Origin of the sequence: Streptomyces yatensis (assembly GCF_018069625.1) — a bacterium.
Taxonomy (GTDB): Bacteria; Actinomycetota; Actinomycetes; order Streptomycetales; family Streptomycetaceae; genus Streptomyces; species Streptomyces yatensis.
This window is the reverse complement of the sequence record NZ_CP072941.1, coordinates 10107059-10124587: the sequence shown is the minus strand read 5'-3', so window position 1 is coordinate 10124587 and position 17529 is coordinate 10107059. Positions and strand designations below refer to the sequence as shown.

General features: G+C 70.3%; 15 protein-coding genes. 5 read left to right on the top strand and 10 right to left on the bottom strand.

Features of this window, described 5'->3' with window-relative positions; translation table 11 throughout:
* The first annotated feature begins 37 nt into the window (after positions 1-37).
* Both J8403_RS42215 and J8403_RS42210 read left to right on the top strand, forming a co-directional pair.
* Positions 38-1018 (top strand): formylglycine-generating enzyme family protein, encoded by a 981-nt coding sequence (locus tag J8403_RS42215; protein ID WP_211127834.1) that lies wholly within the window; start codon positions 38-40, stop codon positions 1016-1018.
* Between the two features lie 48 nt (positions 1019-1066).
* On the top strand, positions 1067-3334 hold the full coding sequence (locus tag J8403_RS42210) for an arylsulfatase (RefSeq protein ID WP_211127833.1): 2268 nt from the start codon (positions 1067-1069) through the stop codon (positions 3332-3334).
* 69 nt (positions 3335-3403) lie between these two features.
* Here J8403_RS42210 and J8403_RS42205 read toward each other — a convergent pair whose 3' ends face one another.
* From J8403_RS42205 to J8403_RS42170, 8 genes are read right to left on the bottom strand one after another with little or no spacing between them, the layout of a single operon-like run.
* On the bottom strand, positions 3404-4201 hold the full coding sequence (locus J8403_RS42205; RefSeq protein ID WP_211127832.1) for an SDR family NAD(P)-dependent oxidoreductase: 798 nt from the start codon (positions 4199-4201) through the stop codon (positions 3404-3406).
* Positions 4202-4206: 5 nt separating this feature from the next.
* The gene (locus J8403_RS42200; RefSeq protein ID WP_211127831.1) at positions 4207-5697 is read right to left on the bottom strand and encodes an aldehyde dehydrogenase family protein; all 1491 of its coding nucleotides are present in this window, start codon (positions 5695-5697) and stop codon (positions 4207-4209) included.
* Positions 5694-6575 (bottom strand): ATP-binding cassette domain-containing protein, encoded by an 882-nt coding sequence (locus tag J8403_RS42195; RefSeq protein ID WP_211127830.1) that lies wholly within the window; start codon positions 6573-6575, stop codon positions 5694-5696. Before J8403_RS42195 ends, J8403_RS42200 begins: the two co-directional genes overlap by 4 nt.
* A complete protein-coding gene (locus tag J8403_RS42190) occupies positions 6568-7629 on the bottom strand; it encodes an ABC transporter ATP-binding protein (RefSeq protein WP_211127829.1) in 1062 nt (353 codons plus the stop codon). Before J8403_RS42190 ends, J8403_RS42195 begins: the two co-directional genes overlap by 8 nt.
* The gene (locus J8403_RS42185) at positions 7626-8504 is read right to left on the bottom strand and encodes an ABC transporter permease (protein ID WP_211127828.1); all 879 of its coding nucleotides are present in this window, start codon (positions 8502-8504) and stop codon (positions 7626-7628) included. Before J8403_RS42185 ends, J8403_RS42190 begins: the two co-directional genes overlap by 4 nt.
* A complete protein-coding gene (locus tag J8403_RS42180) occupies positions 8501-9451 on the bottom strand; it encodes an ABC transporter permease (protein WP_211127827.1) in 951 nt (316 codons plus the stop codon). The genes J8403_RS42185 and J8403_RS42180 overlap by 4 nt, the downstream gene beginning before the upstream one ends.
* Positions 9452-9467: 16 nt before the next feature.
* Positions 9468-10982: an ABC transporter substrate-binding protein gene (locus J8403_RS42175; protein ID WP_211127826.1), complete on the bottom strand. Its 1515-nt coding sequence runs from the start codon at positions 10980-10982 to the stop codon at positions 9468-9470.
* A gap of 5 nt (positions 10983-10987) precedes the next feature.
* Positions 10988-12061: an isocitrate/isopropylmalate dehydrogenase family protein gene (locus J8403_RS42170; protein WP_211127825.1), complete on the bottom strand. Its 1074-nt coding sequence runs from the start codon at positions 12059-12061 to the stop codon at positions 10988-10990.
* A gap of 149 nt (positions 12062-12210) precedes the next feature.
* On the opposite strand from J8403_RS42170, the gene J8403_RS42165 reads away from it, so the two are divergent.
* Complete coding sequence (locus J8403_RS42165) at positions 12211-13671, top strand: amidase (RefSeq protein ID WP_211127824.1); 1461 nt, start codon at positions 12211-12213, stop codon at positions 13669-13671.
* A complete protein-coding gene (locus tag J8403_RS42160; protein ID WP_246586254.1) occupies positions 13668-14450 on the top strand; it encodes a FadR/GntR family transcriptional regulator in 783 nt (260 codons plus the stop codon). Before J8403_RS42165 ends, J8403_RS42160 begins: the two co-directional genes overlap by 4 nt.
* A 39-nt stretch (positions 14451-14489) precedes the next feature.
* Here the strand turns inward: J8403_RS42160 and J8403_RS42155 are convergent, their stop codons facing one another.
* Positions 14490-15239 (bottom strand): TioE family transcriptional regulator, encoded by a 750-nt coding sequence (locus tag J8403_RS42155; RefSeq protein WP_211127822.1) that lies wholly within the window; start codon positions 15237-15239, stop codon positions 14490-14492.
* A gap of 58 nt (positions 15240-15297) precedes the next feature.
* Here J8403_RS42155 and J8403_RS42150 point away from each other — a divergent pair, with 58 nt between their 5' ends.
* Complete coding sequence (locus tag J8403_RS42150; protein ID WP_211127821.1) at positions 15298-16500, top strand: erythromycin esterase family protein; 1203 nt, start codon at positions 15298-15300, stop codon at positions 16498-16500.
* 6 nt (positions 16501-16506) lie between these two features.
* Here J8403_RS42150 and J8403_RS42145 read toward each other — a convergent pair whose 3' ends face one another.
* A complete protein-coding gene (locus J8403_RS42145; RefSeq protein ID WP_211127820.1) occupies positions 16507-17433 on the bottom strand; it encodes an MBL fold metallo-hydrolase in 927 nt (308 codons plus the stop codon).
* Between the last annotated feature and the right edge of the window lie 96 nt (positions 17434-17529).

Sequence of the window (17529 nt, the reverse complement as noted above, 5' to 3'; positions counted from 1 at the left end):
CGTCGGGCGAGGAACAGCGGCCGCGGTTGGAGGAGCGATGGCAGGAGCATGTTGCGCCCCCACATCAGGGGGCGATGGGGAGATGCCCGAGCCGTCCGCCGTGCGGCTCCAGGCGCCGGATCGGGACCGGGCGCAGGGGCTGCGCGCCATGCTGCGCATCCCCGGGGGGACGTATCTGATGGGAGGCGACGACGCCGACGCGTTTCCCGAGGACGGTGAAGGCCCGGTCCGGGCGGTGCGGCTGTCGCCGTTCCTCATCGACGCGACCGCTGTCACCAACAGGCAGTTCGCGACGTTCGTGCGCAGCAGCGGCTACCGCACCGATGCCGAGCGCTACGGCTGGTCCTTCGTGTTCTACGCACTCGTCCACCCCGACGCCCGGCACCTGGTGCGCGACGGCACGGTGGCGGAGGCACCCTGGTGGCTCGCGGTGGACGGGGCGTGCTGGCGGGCGCCCTACGGGCCGGGGTCGTCCTGGACCGAGCTGTCGAACCACCCCGTCGTCCATGTCTCCTGGCGTGACGCGTCCGCCTACGCGACATGGGCGGGCAAGCGGCTGCCCACGGAGGCGGAGTGGGAGATGGCGGCGCGTGGCGGTCTGGAGCGCGCCCGCTTCCCGTGGGGGGATGAGCTCCAGCCCCGGGGGCAGCACCGCTGCAATATCTGGCAGGGACAGTTCCCGCAGGTCAACACCGGCGAGGACGGGTATCTGGGCACCGCGCCGGTCAAGACCTACCGGGCCAACAACTTCGGCGTGTACAACACCTCGGGCAATGTGTGGGAATGGTGCTCCGACTGGTGGAGCACCACATGGCACGCGGCCGACCGCCCCGAGACCCGCCGGGATCCGGCCGGACCTCCCGCCGGTGAGGCGAAGGTGATCCGGGGCGGCTCCTACCTGTGCCACGCGTCGTACTGCAACCGCTACCGGGTCGCCGCGCGCACCTCCAACACACCCGACAGCAGCACCGGGCACATGGGGTTCCGCTGCGCGGCGGATCTGCCACCGCCACGCTGACGGACCGCCGGCACAGCGCACCCATGTCCCTGCAAAGGAGCGTCCTGGATGACCAACGCCTCTCCGCATCCGCCGTCCGCGAGCGGCACATTCCACGGCAGGATCGGCACGACCTACGAGGAGTCCACTCCGTGGTGGCCCGAGCAGCCGGCGCCGCCCGAGGACACGCCCAATGTCGTGGTCATCGTGCTCGACGACGTCGGCTTCTCCGACCTCGGCTGTTTCGGCTCGGACATCGAGACCCCGGCCATGGACGCCCTGGCCACCGGCGGCCTGCGCTACACCAACTTCCACACCACCACGCTGTGTTCGCCGACCCGGGCCTCCCTGCTGACCGGCCGCAACCACCACTCGGTGGGCATGCGGATGCTGTCCAACTTCGACACCGGCTTCCCCAGCGGCCGCGGACGGGTCACCAAGGCCGCCGCGATGCTGCCCGAGGTGCTGCGCGACAACGGCTTCAACACCATGGCCGTGGGCAAGTGGCATCTGGCTCCGATGGAGCAGACCACCGCGTCGGGGCCGTACACCCAGTGGCCGCTCTCCCGCGGGTTCGAGCGCTACTACGGATTCCTGGAAGCCGAGACGGACAGCTTCTATCCGGAGCTGTTCTACGACAACCATGCCGTGGCTCCGCCCAAGACCCCGGAAGAGGGCTATCACCTCAGTGAGGACCTGGTGGACCGGGCGATCGAATTCGTCACGGACCAGACGTCGGTCACCCCCGAGAAGCCCTTCTTCATGTACATGGCCTTCGGTGCGGCGCACGCCCCGCACCAGGCGCCGCAGGAGTACCTGGAGAAATACCGGGGCCGGTTCGACCACGGCTGGGACGCCGAACGCGCGACCCGGCACGCCCGCCAGATCGAACGGGGCATCCTGCCGCCCGGCACCGGACTGGCCCCGCGCAACCCCGGAGTCGAGCCCTTCGACGAGCTGTCGGACGACGAGAAGAAGCTGTCCGTGCGCCTCCAGGAGGCCTATGCGGCGATGCTCGACCACACCGACCACCACATCGGCCGGTTCATGGAATTCCTGGAGCGGATAGGCCGGCTGGAGAACACCATCACCATCCTGCTCTCGGACAACGGGGCCAGCCAGGAAGGCGGCCAGAAGGGGTCGCTCAACCCCACCGCGTTCCAGAACGGCCAAGCCGAGGACTTCGACGAGATGGTCGCGCGCATCGACGAGATCGGCACCACGCGCGCGCACGCCAACTACCCCTGGGGCTGGGCACAGGCGGGCAACACACCCTTCAAGCGCTACAAGCAGAACACCCACGAAGGCGGCGTCCGCTGCCCGCTCATCGTGCGGTGGCCCCGGGGACTGCCGCGCACCGACGAGAACCGGCAGCAGTTCCACCACGTCAGCGACATCGTGCCGACCCTCTTCGAACTGCTCGGTCTGCGGGCGCCCGAGATCTACCACGGCATCCCGCAAATGCCGATCCACGGCACCAGCATGGCCTACACCTTCGACGCGCCGACCGCGCCGACGCGCAAGGAGGCCCAGTACTTCGAGATGTTCGGGCACCGCGCGATCTGGCACGACGGCTGGAAGGCCGTCTCCTTCCACCAGCGCGGAACCTCCTTCGACGACGACCAGTGGGAGCTCTACCACCACGACACCGACTTCTCGGAGTGCGACGACCTGGCGCAGGAGCGGCCCGAGCAACTGCAGAAGATGATTTCCCGCTTCTGGGTGGAAGCGGGAAAGTACGATGTGCTGCCCCTGGACGACAACGGCTTCGCCTACCGGGCGAAGATTCCGCGTCCCGGCTCGCCGCGCAGACGCACCACCTTCACCTACTACCCCGGCATGGCCCATCTGCCCGGCGCCGCGGTGCCCCCGGTGATGAACCGCGCGCACCGCATCACCGCGCACGTCGACCGGGCCGCCGCGTCGGACGAGGGTGTCCTGGTCTCCCTGGGCAACATCAGCAGCGGATACGTCCTGTACGTCAAGGACAACCGGCTGGTCTACGAGTACAACTTCCTCGGCACCCGGTACACGGTGACCTCGTCGGAGGAACTCCCGACCGGCCCGGCGGAGCTGACCTTCGCCTTCGACAAAACCGGTGACATGAAGGGCGTCGGACACCTGTACGTGTCGGGCAGGCCGGTGGGCACCGCGGACATTCCGCGGGTCCTCCCCCACTTCCTGGGCTGGCAGGGCCTCGACATCGGCCGGGACACCCTGTCGCCGTCCTCACCCAGCTACGACGGCGAATTCGGGTTCACCGGAAAGCTCGAGAAGGTCGTCTTCACGGTCGCGCCGGACGAAGAGAGCATGGAGCCCTTCGAGCGCATCGACTGATACGGCCTCAGGCCCCTTCCTCCGGGTGGAATGCAGGAGGAAGGGGCCTGAAGGTGTCCGGCGCTCCGGTCAGTTGGGCGGCGTATAGCGTCCGTCGATCGCCGTCCAGCCTCCGTCCACGAAGAGCTGGCTCCCGGTGACGAAGGATGACGCGTCCGAGGCGAGATAGACGACGGCGCCGGCCAGCTCATCGGGCCGCGACCAGCGGCCCAGGGCGCTCTTGGCCGCATAGGCCTCGGACCATTCCGGTACGGCCCTGATCTGCGCGGTCAGCGGCGTTTCCACGACGCCCGGGGCGACGGTGTTCACCCGCACGCCCGACGGTCCCAGCTCGGCCGCCGCGGTCCGCAGCAGCTGGACGAGGCCGGCCTTGGTGGCCGCGTACACCCCCTGCCCCGGTTCGACGGCCACCGCGCGGATCGAGCTGAAGCCGATGATGCTTCCCCCGCCACGTTCGGCCATGCCACGGCCGAACGCCCGCACCAGGTCGAAGGAGGCGCGCAGATTGAGCCCCACCACCCGGTCGAACTCCTCCGCCGTGTAGTCGAGCAGATGCTTGCGCACGTTCGTCGCGGCGGTGAAGACGAGGACGTCGACGGCGCCGAGCTCCTCGGCGGCACGCGCGACCCCCTCGCCGTCGAGCACATCGAGGGCGTACGCCGACATCTCCCGGCCCATCGACGCCGTCTCCTCGGCGGCCGTCAGATCACGGTCGGCGCACACCACCGTGGCGCCGTGCGCGGCGAGGGCCAGGGCGCTCTCCCGGCCGATTCCACTGCCCGCGCCCACCACGACGGCCTTGCGGCCGTCGAGCCGGAACAGACGGGAGTAGCTGTTCACCGCATCGGTGCGGTCGTTGTCTCGCATGGTCCTCACGGCTTCTTCGTCGTCGGACGGATCACTGCCATACGGGTCACGGTGAGCTCTTCGATGGCGAACCTCGGGCCCTCCCGTCCGGCCCCGGAGTCCTTCACACCGCCGTACGGCATGACATCGGAACGGAAGCCGGGAACCTCGTTGACGACCACTCCGCCCACCTCCAGGCGGTCGAGAGCGGCGAACGCGGTGTCCAGGGCGCTGGTGTAGACGCTCGCGTGCAGTCCGTAGCGCGAGTCGTTGACCAGGTCGAAGGCGGTCTCCAGATCGGGTACCGACCGTACGGCGACCACGGGGCCGAACACCTCCTCGTCCCAGACGGGGAGGGCGCGGTCCACATCGAGCAGCACGGTGGGCTCGATCACACCATCGGTGACCGATCCTCCGGCCACCAGCGACGCCCCCGCCTCCACCGCCTCGGCCAGCCACGCGCGCACCCGCTCGGTCGACCGCTTGTCGATGAGTGCCGAGACGCGGGTCTGCGAATCGCGGGGGTCGCCCACGGCCACCTGGGCCACTCGCTCCGCCAAACGGGCCACGAACTCCTTGCGCACGGAGTCCACCACGATGACCCGCTGCACGCTGATGCACGCCTGGCCCGACGCGTAGTAGCCGCCGCGCACCACCGCGTCCGCGGCGGCGTCGAGGTCGGCGTCGGCGGCCACCACCAGGGCGGCGTTGGAGCCGAGTTCGAGCAGCACCTTGGTGGGTGCCGCGTCCCGGGCGATCTGGTGGCCGACGGCGGCGGAACCGGTGAAGGACACCGCCCCGATCCGGCGGTCGGTGGTCAGCGCGATGCCCACCTCGGGGCCCCCGGTCACCAGCTGCACCGCGGCCTGGGGGGCGCCGCCGGCGCGCAGCGCCTCACGGAGGAGGTGCACCAGCCACAGGGTGGCCAGCGGGGTCTGCGGGGCGGGTTTGACGATGATCGGGCAGCCGGCGGCCAGCGATGGGGCGATCTTGTGCGCGGCGAGCAGCAGCGGATAGTTGAAGCCCGCGATGCCCACCACTACGCCGATCGGCTTGCGGGTCCAGAAGCCGAGCAGCCCCTCGCCCGACGGCAGCAGGTCCAGCGGCACCGTCTCCCCGTGCAGCCGGGCCACTTCCTCGGCCGCCGTGAGCAGGGTCAGCAGGGTGCGGTCCACCTCGACCCGGCAGTCGACCAGCGGCTTGCCGGTCTCCAGGACGAGGAGCCGTTCGAAGTCCGCGCGCCGGGAGGTGACCGCCTCGTGGGTGGCGAGCAGCGCCGCCCTGCGTACGTGCGAGGGGAGCCGGCCGACGCGCTCGCGGATCGCGAGCGCCGCGTCGACCGCGTGGCGGGCGAGGGAGGCGTCCCCGATCGGCGCCCCTGCGACGAGCGTCCCGTCGTAGGGGAAACGGACGTCCTCGGTGGCGGGTGCCTCCACCCAGGTGTCGCCGATGGGAAGACCCTCGGGAAACTCCCTCGCCACGGGGCTTTCGCCGGCGGGTTCGGCATGGGTCGTCACGGTTGGTACTCCCGGTTGAGGTCGGCCGCCGACACTCCGGACAGTGCCTTGCCCAGTGTGGGAACGGCGGAGATCAGCCTGCGTGTGTAGGGATGTCGCGGGTCCTCGTACACCTGCTCCGTGGCCCCGCTCTCCACGATCTGCCCGTGGTGCATGACGGCGACCCGGTCGCACACATGGCGGACCACGGACAGGTCGTGGGAGACGAAGACCAGCGTGAGGGACAACTCCTCGACGAGGTCGGCGATGAGGTTGAGGACCTGGGCCCGTACGGACACGTCCAGGGCGCTCACCGGCTCATCGGCCACGATGATTTTCGGACGGGGGGCCAGAGCGCGCGCGATCGAGATGCGCTGCCGCTGGCCGCCGGAGAACTGGTGCGGATACCGGTCGGCCGCGTCGGCTCGCAGGCCGACGGCCTCGAGCAACTCGGCCACCCGCTCGCGGCGGTTCCCGTGGCCCTGCGCGACGAGCGGCTCGGCCACGATGTCGCCGACCCGCATGCGCGGGTCCAGTGAACTCATCGGGTCCTGGAACACCAGCTGGAGCCGCTCGCGGACGAACCGGAGCTGTCTCTCCCGGAGCCCGGTGATGTCCCGGCCGTCGATCGCGACACTGCCGCTGGTGGGGCGGTCGAGCCCGGCCAGGATCCGCAGCAGGGTCGACTTGCCGCACCCCGACTCGCCCACGATGCCGAACCGTTGCCCCGGCGGGACGTCGAAGCTGACGCCGCGCAGCGCGTGCACCGGCGGGCTGGGGTGGCGCAGCGAGGTACGGGGCCGCCGGTAGTCGCGGGTGATGTCGCGGACGCTGATGGCGTCCGCCGGGCCGGTTCCCGGCCCGGGGGCGAGGGGGGCGCTGGTCGGCTGCTCAGCCACGGCCGGCCTCCTGGTTCGTGGGGGTGCCGGTCCCGGACACCGGATGGAAGCAGGCGTAGCCGGAGTCCGGCCCGGTCGCGACCCATTCCGGCCGGGTGGCGCACACCTCGGTCGCCTGGCCGCATCTGTTTCTGAAGACGCATCCGGCGGGGAACTGTCCCGCGGGCGGCACCGACCCGCCGATGGTGACCAGCCGGCCGCGGTCGTCGACCACGGTCAGGTCGGAGGCGCCGATCAGGCCCTGGGTGTAGCGGTGCCGGGGGCGGGTGAACACCTCCCGGACCGGGCCGGACTCGACCACCCGCCCGCCGTACATGACCATGACCCGCTCGCAGGCGGTGGCCACCACGGCCAGGTCGTGGGTGATGAAGAGCATGGCCGACCTGCGGTCCTGCACGCCCCGCACGATCAGGTCGAGCACCCGCGCCTGCACCGTGACATCGAGTGCGGTGGTGGGTTCGTCGCAGACCAGCAGCGCGGGGTCGTTCGCGAGGGCGATGGCCAGCACCACGCGCTGCCGCTGGCCGCCGGAGAACTGGTGCGGGTAGGCATCGGCGGCGACCGCGGGGTCGGGCAGTCCCACCTGGTCGAGGAGCTCCACGGCGGCGGCGCGAGCGGACGCGCGGTCGGGCCTGGTCCGGTGGATCAGCAGGACCTCGGCGATCTGCCGCCCGATCTTCATCGTGGGGTTCAGAGCGGTCATGGGCTCCTGGAAGACCATGGCGATCTCCTTGCCCCGCACCCGGGACATCCGCGCCTCGTCGGCCCCCACGAGGTCGTGGCCGACTCCGGCGAGCCGCACCGAGCCGGTGGCCCGGAGCTCCTCGGGGAGCAGCCCCATGACGCTCAGCGCGGTCAGCGACTTGCCCGACCCCGACTCGCCGATGAGGCCGACCCGTTCGCCCGCCCGGATGGTGAAGTCGACGTCCTCGACGAGCTTGCGGCCGCCCACCGCCACGCCGAGATTCCGCACGGTCAGCACATCGTCGGGAGAGCCGGGAGAGCCGGCGGAGCCCGCCGCGGAGGCCGGTGCCGTCTCAGGTGCCGGGGTCATCGGCGGTCCTCCATCTTGGGGTCGAAGCGGTCGCGCAGACCGTCACCGAGCAGATTGAATCCGAGCACCGCCACCGCGATCGCGATGCCCGGAAACACGGCGAGCCGGGGGGCGATCGACAGCATCTCCTGGCTCTCCTGCAGCATCCGGCCCCAGGACGGGGTGGGGGGCGGGGTGCCGAAGCCCAGGAAGGACAGCGCGGCTTCGGCGAGTACGGCGATGGCGAATCCGACCGACGCCTGCACGATGACCAGACCGCTGACGTTGGGCAGAACATGCCGCAGGGCGATGGCGAACGGCCCGCGGCCCGCCGCGCGCGCGGCGATGACGTATTCGGTCCGCATGACCTGCAGCGTGCCGCCGCGGATCAGCCGGGCGAAATGGGGGATGGACGCGATGCCGATGGCGACCATCGCGACCAGCGTGCCGGCGCCGTACACGGCGGAGAACATGATGGTCAGCAGCAGCGCCGGGAAGGCAAGAATCAGATCGTTGCCGCGCATCAGCAGCTCGCCGCACCAGCCGGGCGCCATTCCGGCGACGATGCCGAGGGGCACTCCGACCAGGGCCGCGACCCCCACCGCCACGAAGCCGACGAAGAGCGTGGTGCGCGAGCCCATCATGATCTGGCTGAACACGTCGCGGCCGAATTTGTCCGTGCCGAACCAGTACTCCGACGACGGCTTCGCCAGCCGCGCCGCGGGGTTCACCAGGGTCGGGTCGTGCGGGGTCCACACGAAGGACAGCAGCGCCATGCCCAGTACGACCACGACGATGAGACCGCCCACCAGGAGGCTGCCCGGCACCCGGCGGCGCCGCCGACGGCCCTCGGGCGCCGCGGACGCGAGCGCGGCTTCCGTGTCCGTAGCGCTCATGACGCACCCACCCTCAGCCGCGGGTCGATCAGCAGATAGATGATGTCCACCAGGAAGTTCACGAGCAGCACCGCCGTTGCGATGATCATGACCACGTCCTGCACCAGGATGAGGTCGCGGTTGGAGACGCTGTCCAGCAGCAGGCTCCCGAGACCGGGGATGACGAAGACCCGTTCGATGACGACGGCGCCCACCAGCAGCGTGGCGAGTTGCAGCGCCAGGACGGTGACCACGGGCACCGCCGCGTTCCGCAGGCCGTGCCGCAGCAGCGCCTGCGTCGGACGGAGCCCCTTGGCCCGGGCGGTGCGCAGATAGTCCTCCCTGAGGACGTCGAGCACGGCGCTGCGGACATAGCGGGTGAGCACGGCCCCCTGCACCACGCCGAGGGACAGCGCCGGCAGCACCAGCTGTTTGAGGAACAGGACCGGATCCTCCACCGGAGGTGTCCAGCCGTTCGCCGGCAGCCACCCGAGCCCCACCGCGAACACGGTGATCAGGAGGATGCCCGCGAGGAAGGCCGGGACGGCCACGCCGATCTGGGACAGGGCCGAGAGAATGAACCCGGACGGCTTGCGGTGCCGCACGGCCATGACCATGCCCAGGGGGATGGCCAGGATGCAGGCGATCACCATCCCGGTGCCGACGAGCCACAGGGTGACCTGGAGGCGGTCGGAGATCTGCGGGCCGATCGGCGCGTGTGAGATGTAGGAGTTGCCCGGGTCGAAGGTCACCAGTCCGTGGATCCAGCTCAGGTACTGGTCCACGAGCGGCCGGTCGAGCCCGAACTCCTCGCGCAGCTGCGCCACCGCGGTGTCGGATGCGCTGGTGCCGAGTGCGACGCGTGCCGGATCCCCCGGCAGGACCGCCATGAACGCGAACACCAGCACGGAGCTCACGGCAAGGCCGGCCAGGAGGATCGCGATCCGCTGCGCCAGACGGACGATCATGGGTTGAGGCCGCCTTTCATGACCGGCCCAGGCCGGTGAGATCCAGTGACTCGGAGACGGTGTTCACCGGCAGCCCGGTGATGTCCTCGTTCGCCACCATCAGGTTCGGGAGCAGGAACAGCCAGTCGGCCGCGGCGTCCTTGGACAGCAGCCGGGCGGCCGCCCGCATGGAGGTGATCTGCTCCTGCTGGGTGCCCTGGTCCGCCTTCTTCAGCAGCGCGCGGAATTCGGGGCTGTCGTAGCGGGTGTAGGAGGTCTTGCTCCCGAACACCGCCTGCATGTCGCGGGGTTCCACATGGCTGATGATGGACATGTCGTAGTCGGCGTTCTTGAACACGGTGGTCAGCCAGGCGGCGGGGAACTCCAGTTGGTCGAGCTTGACCTTGAACCCGGCCTGTTCGAGCTGGCTCTTGACCACGGTGCCGCACGCGGTGGCATAGGGCAGCGTCGGAAGCCGCAGCCGCAGTGTGCGGCCGGCCTGGCCGGACTCCTCGAGGAGCTTCTCGGCCTTGTCGCGGTTGTACGGATAGGCGTTGGTGAGGTTCTGGTACCACGGGTCGGTGGGCGGGACCATGCTGCCGATGAGCTTGCCGCGGCCCGCCCAGCAGGTGTCCATCAGGGCCTTGTGGTCGATGGCGTAGCGGACCGCCTGGCGGACCTTCGGGTTCTTCAGCGGACCCGAGCCATTGTTGAGGGAGAGGACCACCTCGCCGTTGGTCGTGCCCTCGATGACCTTGTACTTCGGGTTGTTCGCGAACCGGTACAGGGAATCCGGGGACTGCATCGTGCCGATCACGTTGATGGTGCCCGTGAGCAGCGCGTTGTTCATGGCCGTCGGGTCCTTGAAGTACTTGAGGGTGACCGACGCGAAGTGCGGCTTGCGCCCCCAGTAGTCATGGCGGCGGCCGAGCGTGATCGAGTCGCCCCGGTTCCACTTCTTCACCACATACGGGCCGGTGCCCACCGGCTCGGTGGCCAGCTTGTCCACGCCGGTGCGGCTGAACATCGCGCCGACGCGGGTGGTCATCCGGTACAGCCAGTCGTTGCTCGGCCTCTTCAGGGAGACCTTCAGTTCGGTGGGCGACACCGCCCGCGCCGTGTCGACGACGTCCATCTGGGCCTTCTGCGCGATGGTCCAGTCGGAGCTGACACGTTCGATGGAGAATGCGGCGTCCTCGGCCGTGAACGGTGCGCCATTGCTGAACCTGGCGTTCTTCACCAGCTCGAACGTGTACGTCTTGCGGTCCTTGGACAGGCTCCACGACGTGGCCAGTTGCGGCCGGATCTTCCCGGACTGGTCCAGCTTCACCAGGTTCTCGTAGACGTTGTTGAGCAGTGCCTGCGAGATGGCGGCACCTTCGGTCTTGGTGAAGTCGAAGTTGGCCGGCTCGGCGGTGAGGCCGATGTTCAGGGCGTTCTTCCCGGTGCCGCCGGATGCCGTGGACCCGGCCGAGCAGGCCGCCAGCAGCAGACATGCGAACGCGGCCGCGAGGGTCCCGGTCCCCCGGGCCGGCCGCCTGGAATCTCTCATAGGTACTACCCCTGGCTTTCCATCGTGTGCAGGACGGCGGATGCCACCTCGGCCGTGCTGGCGTCGCCGCCGAGGTCGGCCGTGTGGTGCCGGGTGTCGCGCAGGGTGGCCGCCACCGCGTCGCGCACGCGGCGAGCCGCGCCGGCGTGTCCGAGGTCGTCGAGCAGCATCGCGCCGGAGAGCATGCATGCCACCGGATTCGCCACACCCTTCCCGGCGATGTCGGGTGCGGAGCCGTGCACGGGTTCGTAGACACCCGGCACGTCCGCGCCCGGAAGGACGTTGGCACTGGGCGCCATGCCCATACCGCCGGCCAGCACCGCGGCGAGATCGGACAGGATGTCGCCGAACAGGTTGCTCGCGAGCAGCACATCGAGGGATCGCGGATCCTGGATCATCCGGGCGGCCATGGCGTCGACCAGCACGGTTTCCAGCCGCACCGCCGGATAGTGCTCGCCGACCTCGCGCACCACCCGGTCCCACAGCGGATAGCCGTAGCGCATCGCGTTGGACTTGGTCACCAGACACAGATGTCCCGACCGCCGGCCGGCCAGGGCGAACGCCTGGTGCGCCGCCCGCTCGATGGCGCGACGGGAGTGCACCGCGACCTCGATGCCGAGATCGTGTCCGCTGCCGGCGTGCGCCATCCCGCCGGCGCCGACGTACTCGCCCTCGGTGTTCTCCCGCACGATCACCAGGTCCACCCCATCGGTGTCGCGCACCTTGGTGGGAACGCCGGGGAACGCGCGCACCGGGCGGAGGTTCACGGCGAGGTCGAGCTGCTGCCGCAGGCCGATGATCAGGCCCCAGACCAGTTCGTGCTCCGGCACATCGGGACGTCCGACGGCGCCGAACAGCACGGCGTCCGCCTGCTTGACGAGGTCGGCCGCGTCGGCCGGCATCGCCGCGCCCTGCCGGAGGTACCGCTCGCCTCCCCAGTCGTACGAGGTCACATCGAGCCGGTGGCCTTCGGCCTCCAGCGCGCTCCGGAGCGCGGGCACGGTCGCCGCGACGACCTCAGGGCCGATTCCGTCGCCCGGTATGACGGCGAGCCGCACCACCTCGGGGTCCCCCGTCATGGACGACACCTTTCTTTGTGACTGGCCTGACCAGTAAGCTCATTTGCCAGGTACCGTGACGACTGAAACTGCTGTTGTCAAGGGTTCGAATTTCCCAGGTATCGCGAGGGGCACCTCCCAGCGGTAACCGGGGGAGAAGGAGACTGCGGGTGCTCACGGAACAGGCCCTGGCCACCATGCCGGCCGTCGAGATGGTGGCCCGATTCGCTGACCGCACGTTGTCGCCGGTCCAGGTCCACGACGCCGTCCAGTCGGTGATCGAGGCGCGCGAGAGCGTGCTCAACGCGTTCTGGGTACGGGATCCGGAGGCGTCCCGCAAGGCGGCCCTGGCCAGTGAGGCCCGATGGGCGGCGGGGGAACCCCTCGGGCCCATCGACGGCGTACCCGTGACACTCAAGGAGAACGTCGCCCGCAGGGGTGTCCCCATGCCCTCGGGCAACGCGGGGACCGAGCCGGTCGTCCCCGAGGCGGACGCGCCCATCACCGCGCGGGTCCTCGAATCCGGCGGGGTGGTCCTCGGGTCGACCGTGATGCCGGACTGGGGCATGCTCTCCTCGGGGGTCTCCAGCCGGCACGGCATCTCACGCAGCCCCTGGAACGCCGCCTGGACCACGGGCGGTTCCAGCTCCGGTGCGGGGGCCGCGGCCGCCGGGGGGTACGGTCCGCTCCACGTGGGCACCGACATCGGGGGATCGATCCGGCTGCCGGGCACCTGGCTGGGGCTGGCCACGCTCAAGCCCAGCTACGGGAGGATCCCGCTGGACGCCCCGTACCTGGGGCGCGCCGCCGGTCCCATGGCGCGCACCGTGGCGGACGCGGCCCTGTTCATGGGTGTGCTGAGCCAGCCGGATCCCCGGGACTGGACAAGCCTTCCGCCGCAGGACATCGACTGGTCGGCGCCGGCCGGCGAGGTGCGCGGACTGCGGGTGGGGGTGCACCTGGACGCCGGCTGCGGGGAGCCGTGCGACGCCGAGGTCCTCGCCGCGGTGAACCGCGCCGCCGCGGTCTTCGAGGCGGCGGGAGCCGTGGTGGAGCCCGTCGAGCCGTTCATGCGCCAGGACCTCCTGGACGACCTGGATCTGTTCTGGCGGGTGCGGTCCTGGAACGACCTCCGCGCGCTGACGCCCGAGGCCGGGCAGCGTGTCCACCCCCACATCATCAGGTGGTGTCAGGGCGGCGCGGACGTGCCGGGCACGCGGGTGCTCGAGTGCTACCAGCAGATCATGCGCATCCAGGCGCGGACCGTGGCGGCGACGGACCCGTACGATCTGGTGCTCTCGCCGGTGGCTCCGGTGGCGGCGTTTCCCGCCGAGCAGCCGATGCCGTTCGCGGGGGATGCGAAGACCATGGCCCACATCGGCTTCACCGCGCCGTACAACATGTCCGGGCAGCCCGCGGCGACCGTCAACTGCGGCTTTACGGCGGACCGTCGACCCGTCGGGGTGCAGATCGCGGGGCGCCGGTTCGACGATCTCGGCGTTTTGAGGGCGGCGGCGTGGTACGAACGGAACCGGCCCGCCGACGCGGTCCCGGACTGGCCGGACAGCGCCCCCGGTGCGCCCACCGGGGAGAAGACGACATGTACCACGCTCGAAGGGAAGAAGCCGTGAGTGACGGTGCACAGTTCCGGCAGGTCTCACCGGTACGGCTCTACCAGCGCATCGTCGAGCAGATCGAGCAGGCGATCGCGCGAGGTGACCTCAAGCCCGGTCAACGGCTGCCGAGCGAACGGGAGTTGGTGACGCAGTTCGGGGCGAGCCGGCCCACCGTGCGGGAGGCCCTGCGCGTGTTGGAGAGCAACGGCCTCGTCCGCTCGCGCCCGGGTGATCCGAACGGGCCGGAGATCCTGCCGTTCTCCCCGGCCGGCCTGACCAAGGAGATGACCCGGCTCGTCCAGTTCGACAATGTGTCGATGGCCGAGTTGATCTCGTTCCGCATGATCCTCGACGGCTCTGCGAGCCTGCTGGCGGCTCGGCTGCGCTCCGAGGAGGAGCTGTCCGCCATGGAGCGGACGCTCGCCGTCATGTCGGACGCGATCGAGGCGGGGTACGAGGAGTTCAGCAAGGCGGATGTGGCATTCCACGAGGCGGTGGCCGTGGCCAGCCGCAACTCCCTCATCGAGGTCTGCAATCAGGTGGTCCGGGGCGCCGTCCTCTCGCTGATCTCGGACAAGGTCGCCCATGCCCGCAACAGCACGGCGCTCATGCGGGAGTCGCTCCGCCACCACCAGGAAGTGCTGGAGGCGATCCGGGTACGGGACGGCCAGGCGGCGGCCCGCATCTCGCGGCGCACGCTCTACGACTATTACGCCGGCTACGTCCCCGAGGACGAACAGGGGCCGCTGCTGGCGCTCGTGGACGACGAGGAGACGTCCACTCCTCGGCCGTAGGCGATCGGGAGGCGCCGTTCACGGCCGGCGACCGGCGTCTCATCCGCGCTCGCGCAGATACGCCTCCAGCTCCGCGGCCCCGTTCAGCATCGCCCGCCCGCGGGCGGACAGCCGACCGTGCCAGCCGCACAGGGTGGCCTGCAGCGGCTCCAGCCCGCCGGCCGCCCGCACCTGGGCGATCAGCGGGGCGATCTGCTCCAGCAGGTAGCCGCCGCGCCGGAGTTGGTGGGCCAGCCGGGCGTCCCGTACGGCTGCCTCGTCGTAGACGCGGTACCCGGTCAGCGGGTCGCGGTGCGGGCGCACCAGCCCGGCACGCTCCCATGTGCGCAGCGTCGCGGGCCCGATGCCGAGCTTTTCCGCCAGCGGCCCGATGAACGTGCCGCCAGAGCTGGACACCGCCGCCGGACCGGACCCCGCATCGGGCTCGGGTGCCGTGGTGCGCTCCAGGTCGCGGAGGGCGGTCTCCACGGCCTTCAGGGTCCGGCGATCGTCGAGGAGCTGGGCGTGGCTCTCGTCGATGAGGCGGAACGCCTCCTCGGGCGAGCCCTGGTTCACGGCCCGCATGATCGACGTCGCCGTCCGGTGGCCGTGGCCGGGCACCAGGGCGAGGAACGCGCGCAGGGCCGCCGCGTGCAGCGAGGTGTAGGTGCGGTAGCCGTGGAGTGTGCGCCCGGCCGCCGGAAGGATGCCGGTCTCCTCGTAGTTCCTGACCGCCTGCGTGGACAGCCCGTGCGCACGCGCCAGATCGACCGGCCTGAGCCGCTCGCCGCTTTGAAGGTTTCGTCCCATGGTTCTGCCGATATCGCGTAGAAGTTTCAACCGAAAGTTCAACGATACCGTTGAAGGCATGGCTACCGACATCAAGGACACCGCCCATGCCGTCGAGGCCGCCGCCGTCATGCGGCTGCTTCCGGCCCGGCCGCGGCTGCTCGCCCTGGGCGAGCCCACCCACGGCGAGGACACTCTGCTCGACGTGCGCAACGAGCTCTTCCGGCAGCTTGTCGAGCAGGAGGGCTACCGGACGATCGCGATCGAGAGCGACTGCCTGATGGGCCTGGTCGTGGACGACCACGTCACCTCGGGCACCGGCACGCTCGACGAGGTCATGGAGCGCGGATTCAGCCACGGCTGGGGCACCTCCGCGGCCAACCGCGAGCTCGTGCGCTGGATGCGCGCGTACAACGACGACAGGCCCGCGTCCGAGCGGATCCGCTTCGCCGGTTTCGACGGACCGCTGGAGATCTCCGGCGCCGCGAGCCCCCGGCAGGCCCTCACCGCACTCCATGGCTACCTCGCGGATCGGGTGGACGCGGACCTGCTCCCCTGCGGCGGGGACACGCTCGACCGCCTGCTCGGCGCCGACGACCGGTGGGCCAACCCCGCCGCGATGATGGACCCGACCCAGTCCGTGGGGCGGTCGGCCGAGGCCCGGGAGTTGCGGCTGCTCGCCGACGATCTGGTGGCACTGCTCGACACACAGATGCCGCACCTGCTCGCGGCCAGTTCGCGGGACGACTGGGACCGGGCGTGTCTGTACGGGCGCACCGCCACCGGCCTGCTGCGCTACCACTTCTGGATGGCCGACACCTCACCGGCCCGCATGACCTGGCTGGTGAGCGTGCGGGACCGGATGATGGCCCACAACCTCCTCGCCCTCGCGGAACGGGGCCCGGCCCTGGTCCATGCCCACAACGGTCATCTCCAGCGGGCGAAGAGCACGACACGGATGGGCGGGATGCCGCTGGAGTGGTGGGGCGCCGGTGCGCTGGTGAGTGCCCAACTCGGCGCGGGATACGCCTTCGTGGCCACGGCGCTGGGCACGATCCGGCACCAGGGAGTGGGTACTCCGCCGCCGGACACCGTCGAGGGACTCCTGTACACGCTCCCGGAGGACCGCTGCGTCATCGACGCCCCGCGGCTGGCCACCGCCCTCGGCGACACGCTGCCCGCGCACCGCGGATCCCCCTGGTTCGGCTACGCCCCGTTTGACCCGGCCCATCTGGCCGGCACTGACGGCATGGTGTTCGTCAAGGACGTTCCGCAGAGCTGACCCGCTCTACTTCTTCGGGCTGAACGCGGCCCAGGGGCCGAGGGCGAACCCACCGCTCGTCCGCCGGACTTCCAGGGCGCCCGCACCGCCGAAGTGCGCCGGGACGAGCAACTCTCGTTCATCGGCTGCCCGCCCGAGAATCCGGCGGCGGCTGGCCACCGCTTGTTCCGGGGCCAGGCAGGCGTCGCTGTTGCAGCAGGGCTGGAGAATCTGCACCGGGCTGTGCAGCAGATCTCCGACGAAAACCGCCCGGTCGCTCCCGGAGGCGAGCCGCAGCACGGACGAACCGGGGGTGTGGCCGGGCGCGGACTCCAGGGTGAGGTGTTCGTCGATGCGGTGGCGGCCGTCCCAGAGCACGGCCTGTCCGGCCCGGTGGATGGGCGCGATGCTGTCTTCGTAGATCAGGCGGTCGACCTCCCGCAGCCCGTTCCCCTGCGCATGGCCGGGGCCGTAGTGGGAGTCGTCGGCGGCCGGGATGAGGTATTGGGCGTTGGGGAACGTCGGCACCCACTCCCCGTCCGCGTCCACGGTGTTCCAGCCGACGTGATCGACGTGGAGATGGGTGTTGACGACGACGTCGACGTCCCGCGGGCGCACACCGGCCCTCGTCAGAAGACCGAGGAAATCACCCTGGCACTGGTGGAAGAACGGCGCCATGCCGGGCCGCTCGCGCCCGTTGCCCGCTCCGGTGTCCACCAGGACGGTCCGCCCACCGCTGCGCAGCACCCACGTCTGCAGGGCAACCACCGTCCGGTCGCTGTCCGGCTCCCAGTGGTCCGGTGCCAGCCAGTCCTCGTTTTCCTTCCACACATCGGCGGTGGCTCCCGGGAACATGCCGGAGGTGGGCAGGAACGGTCTGTGCCACTCAATGATCCGGATGACCTCGACATCCCCCAGCACCATGCTCTGCACCCGCTCGTTCTCATTCATCATGTGCTCGACTCTAGGAACGGCCGAACGATCCCCTCAATGCGCATGCGGCTCAGCGAAATACGCATCCGTCTCATGTCTCATACGGGAGCTATCCTC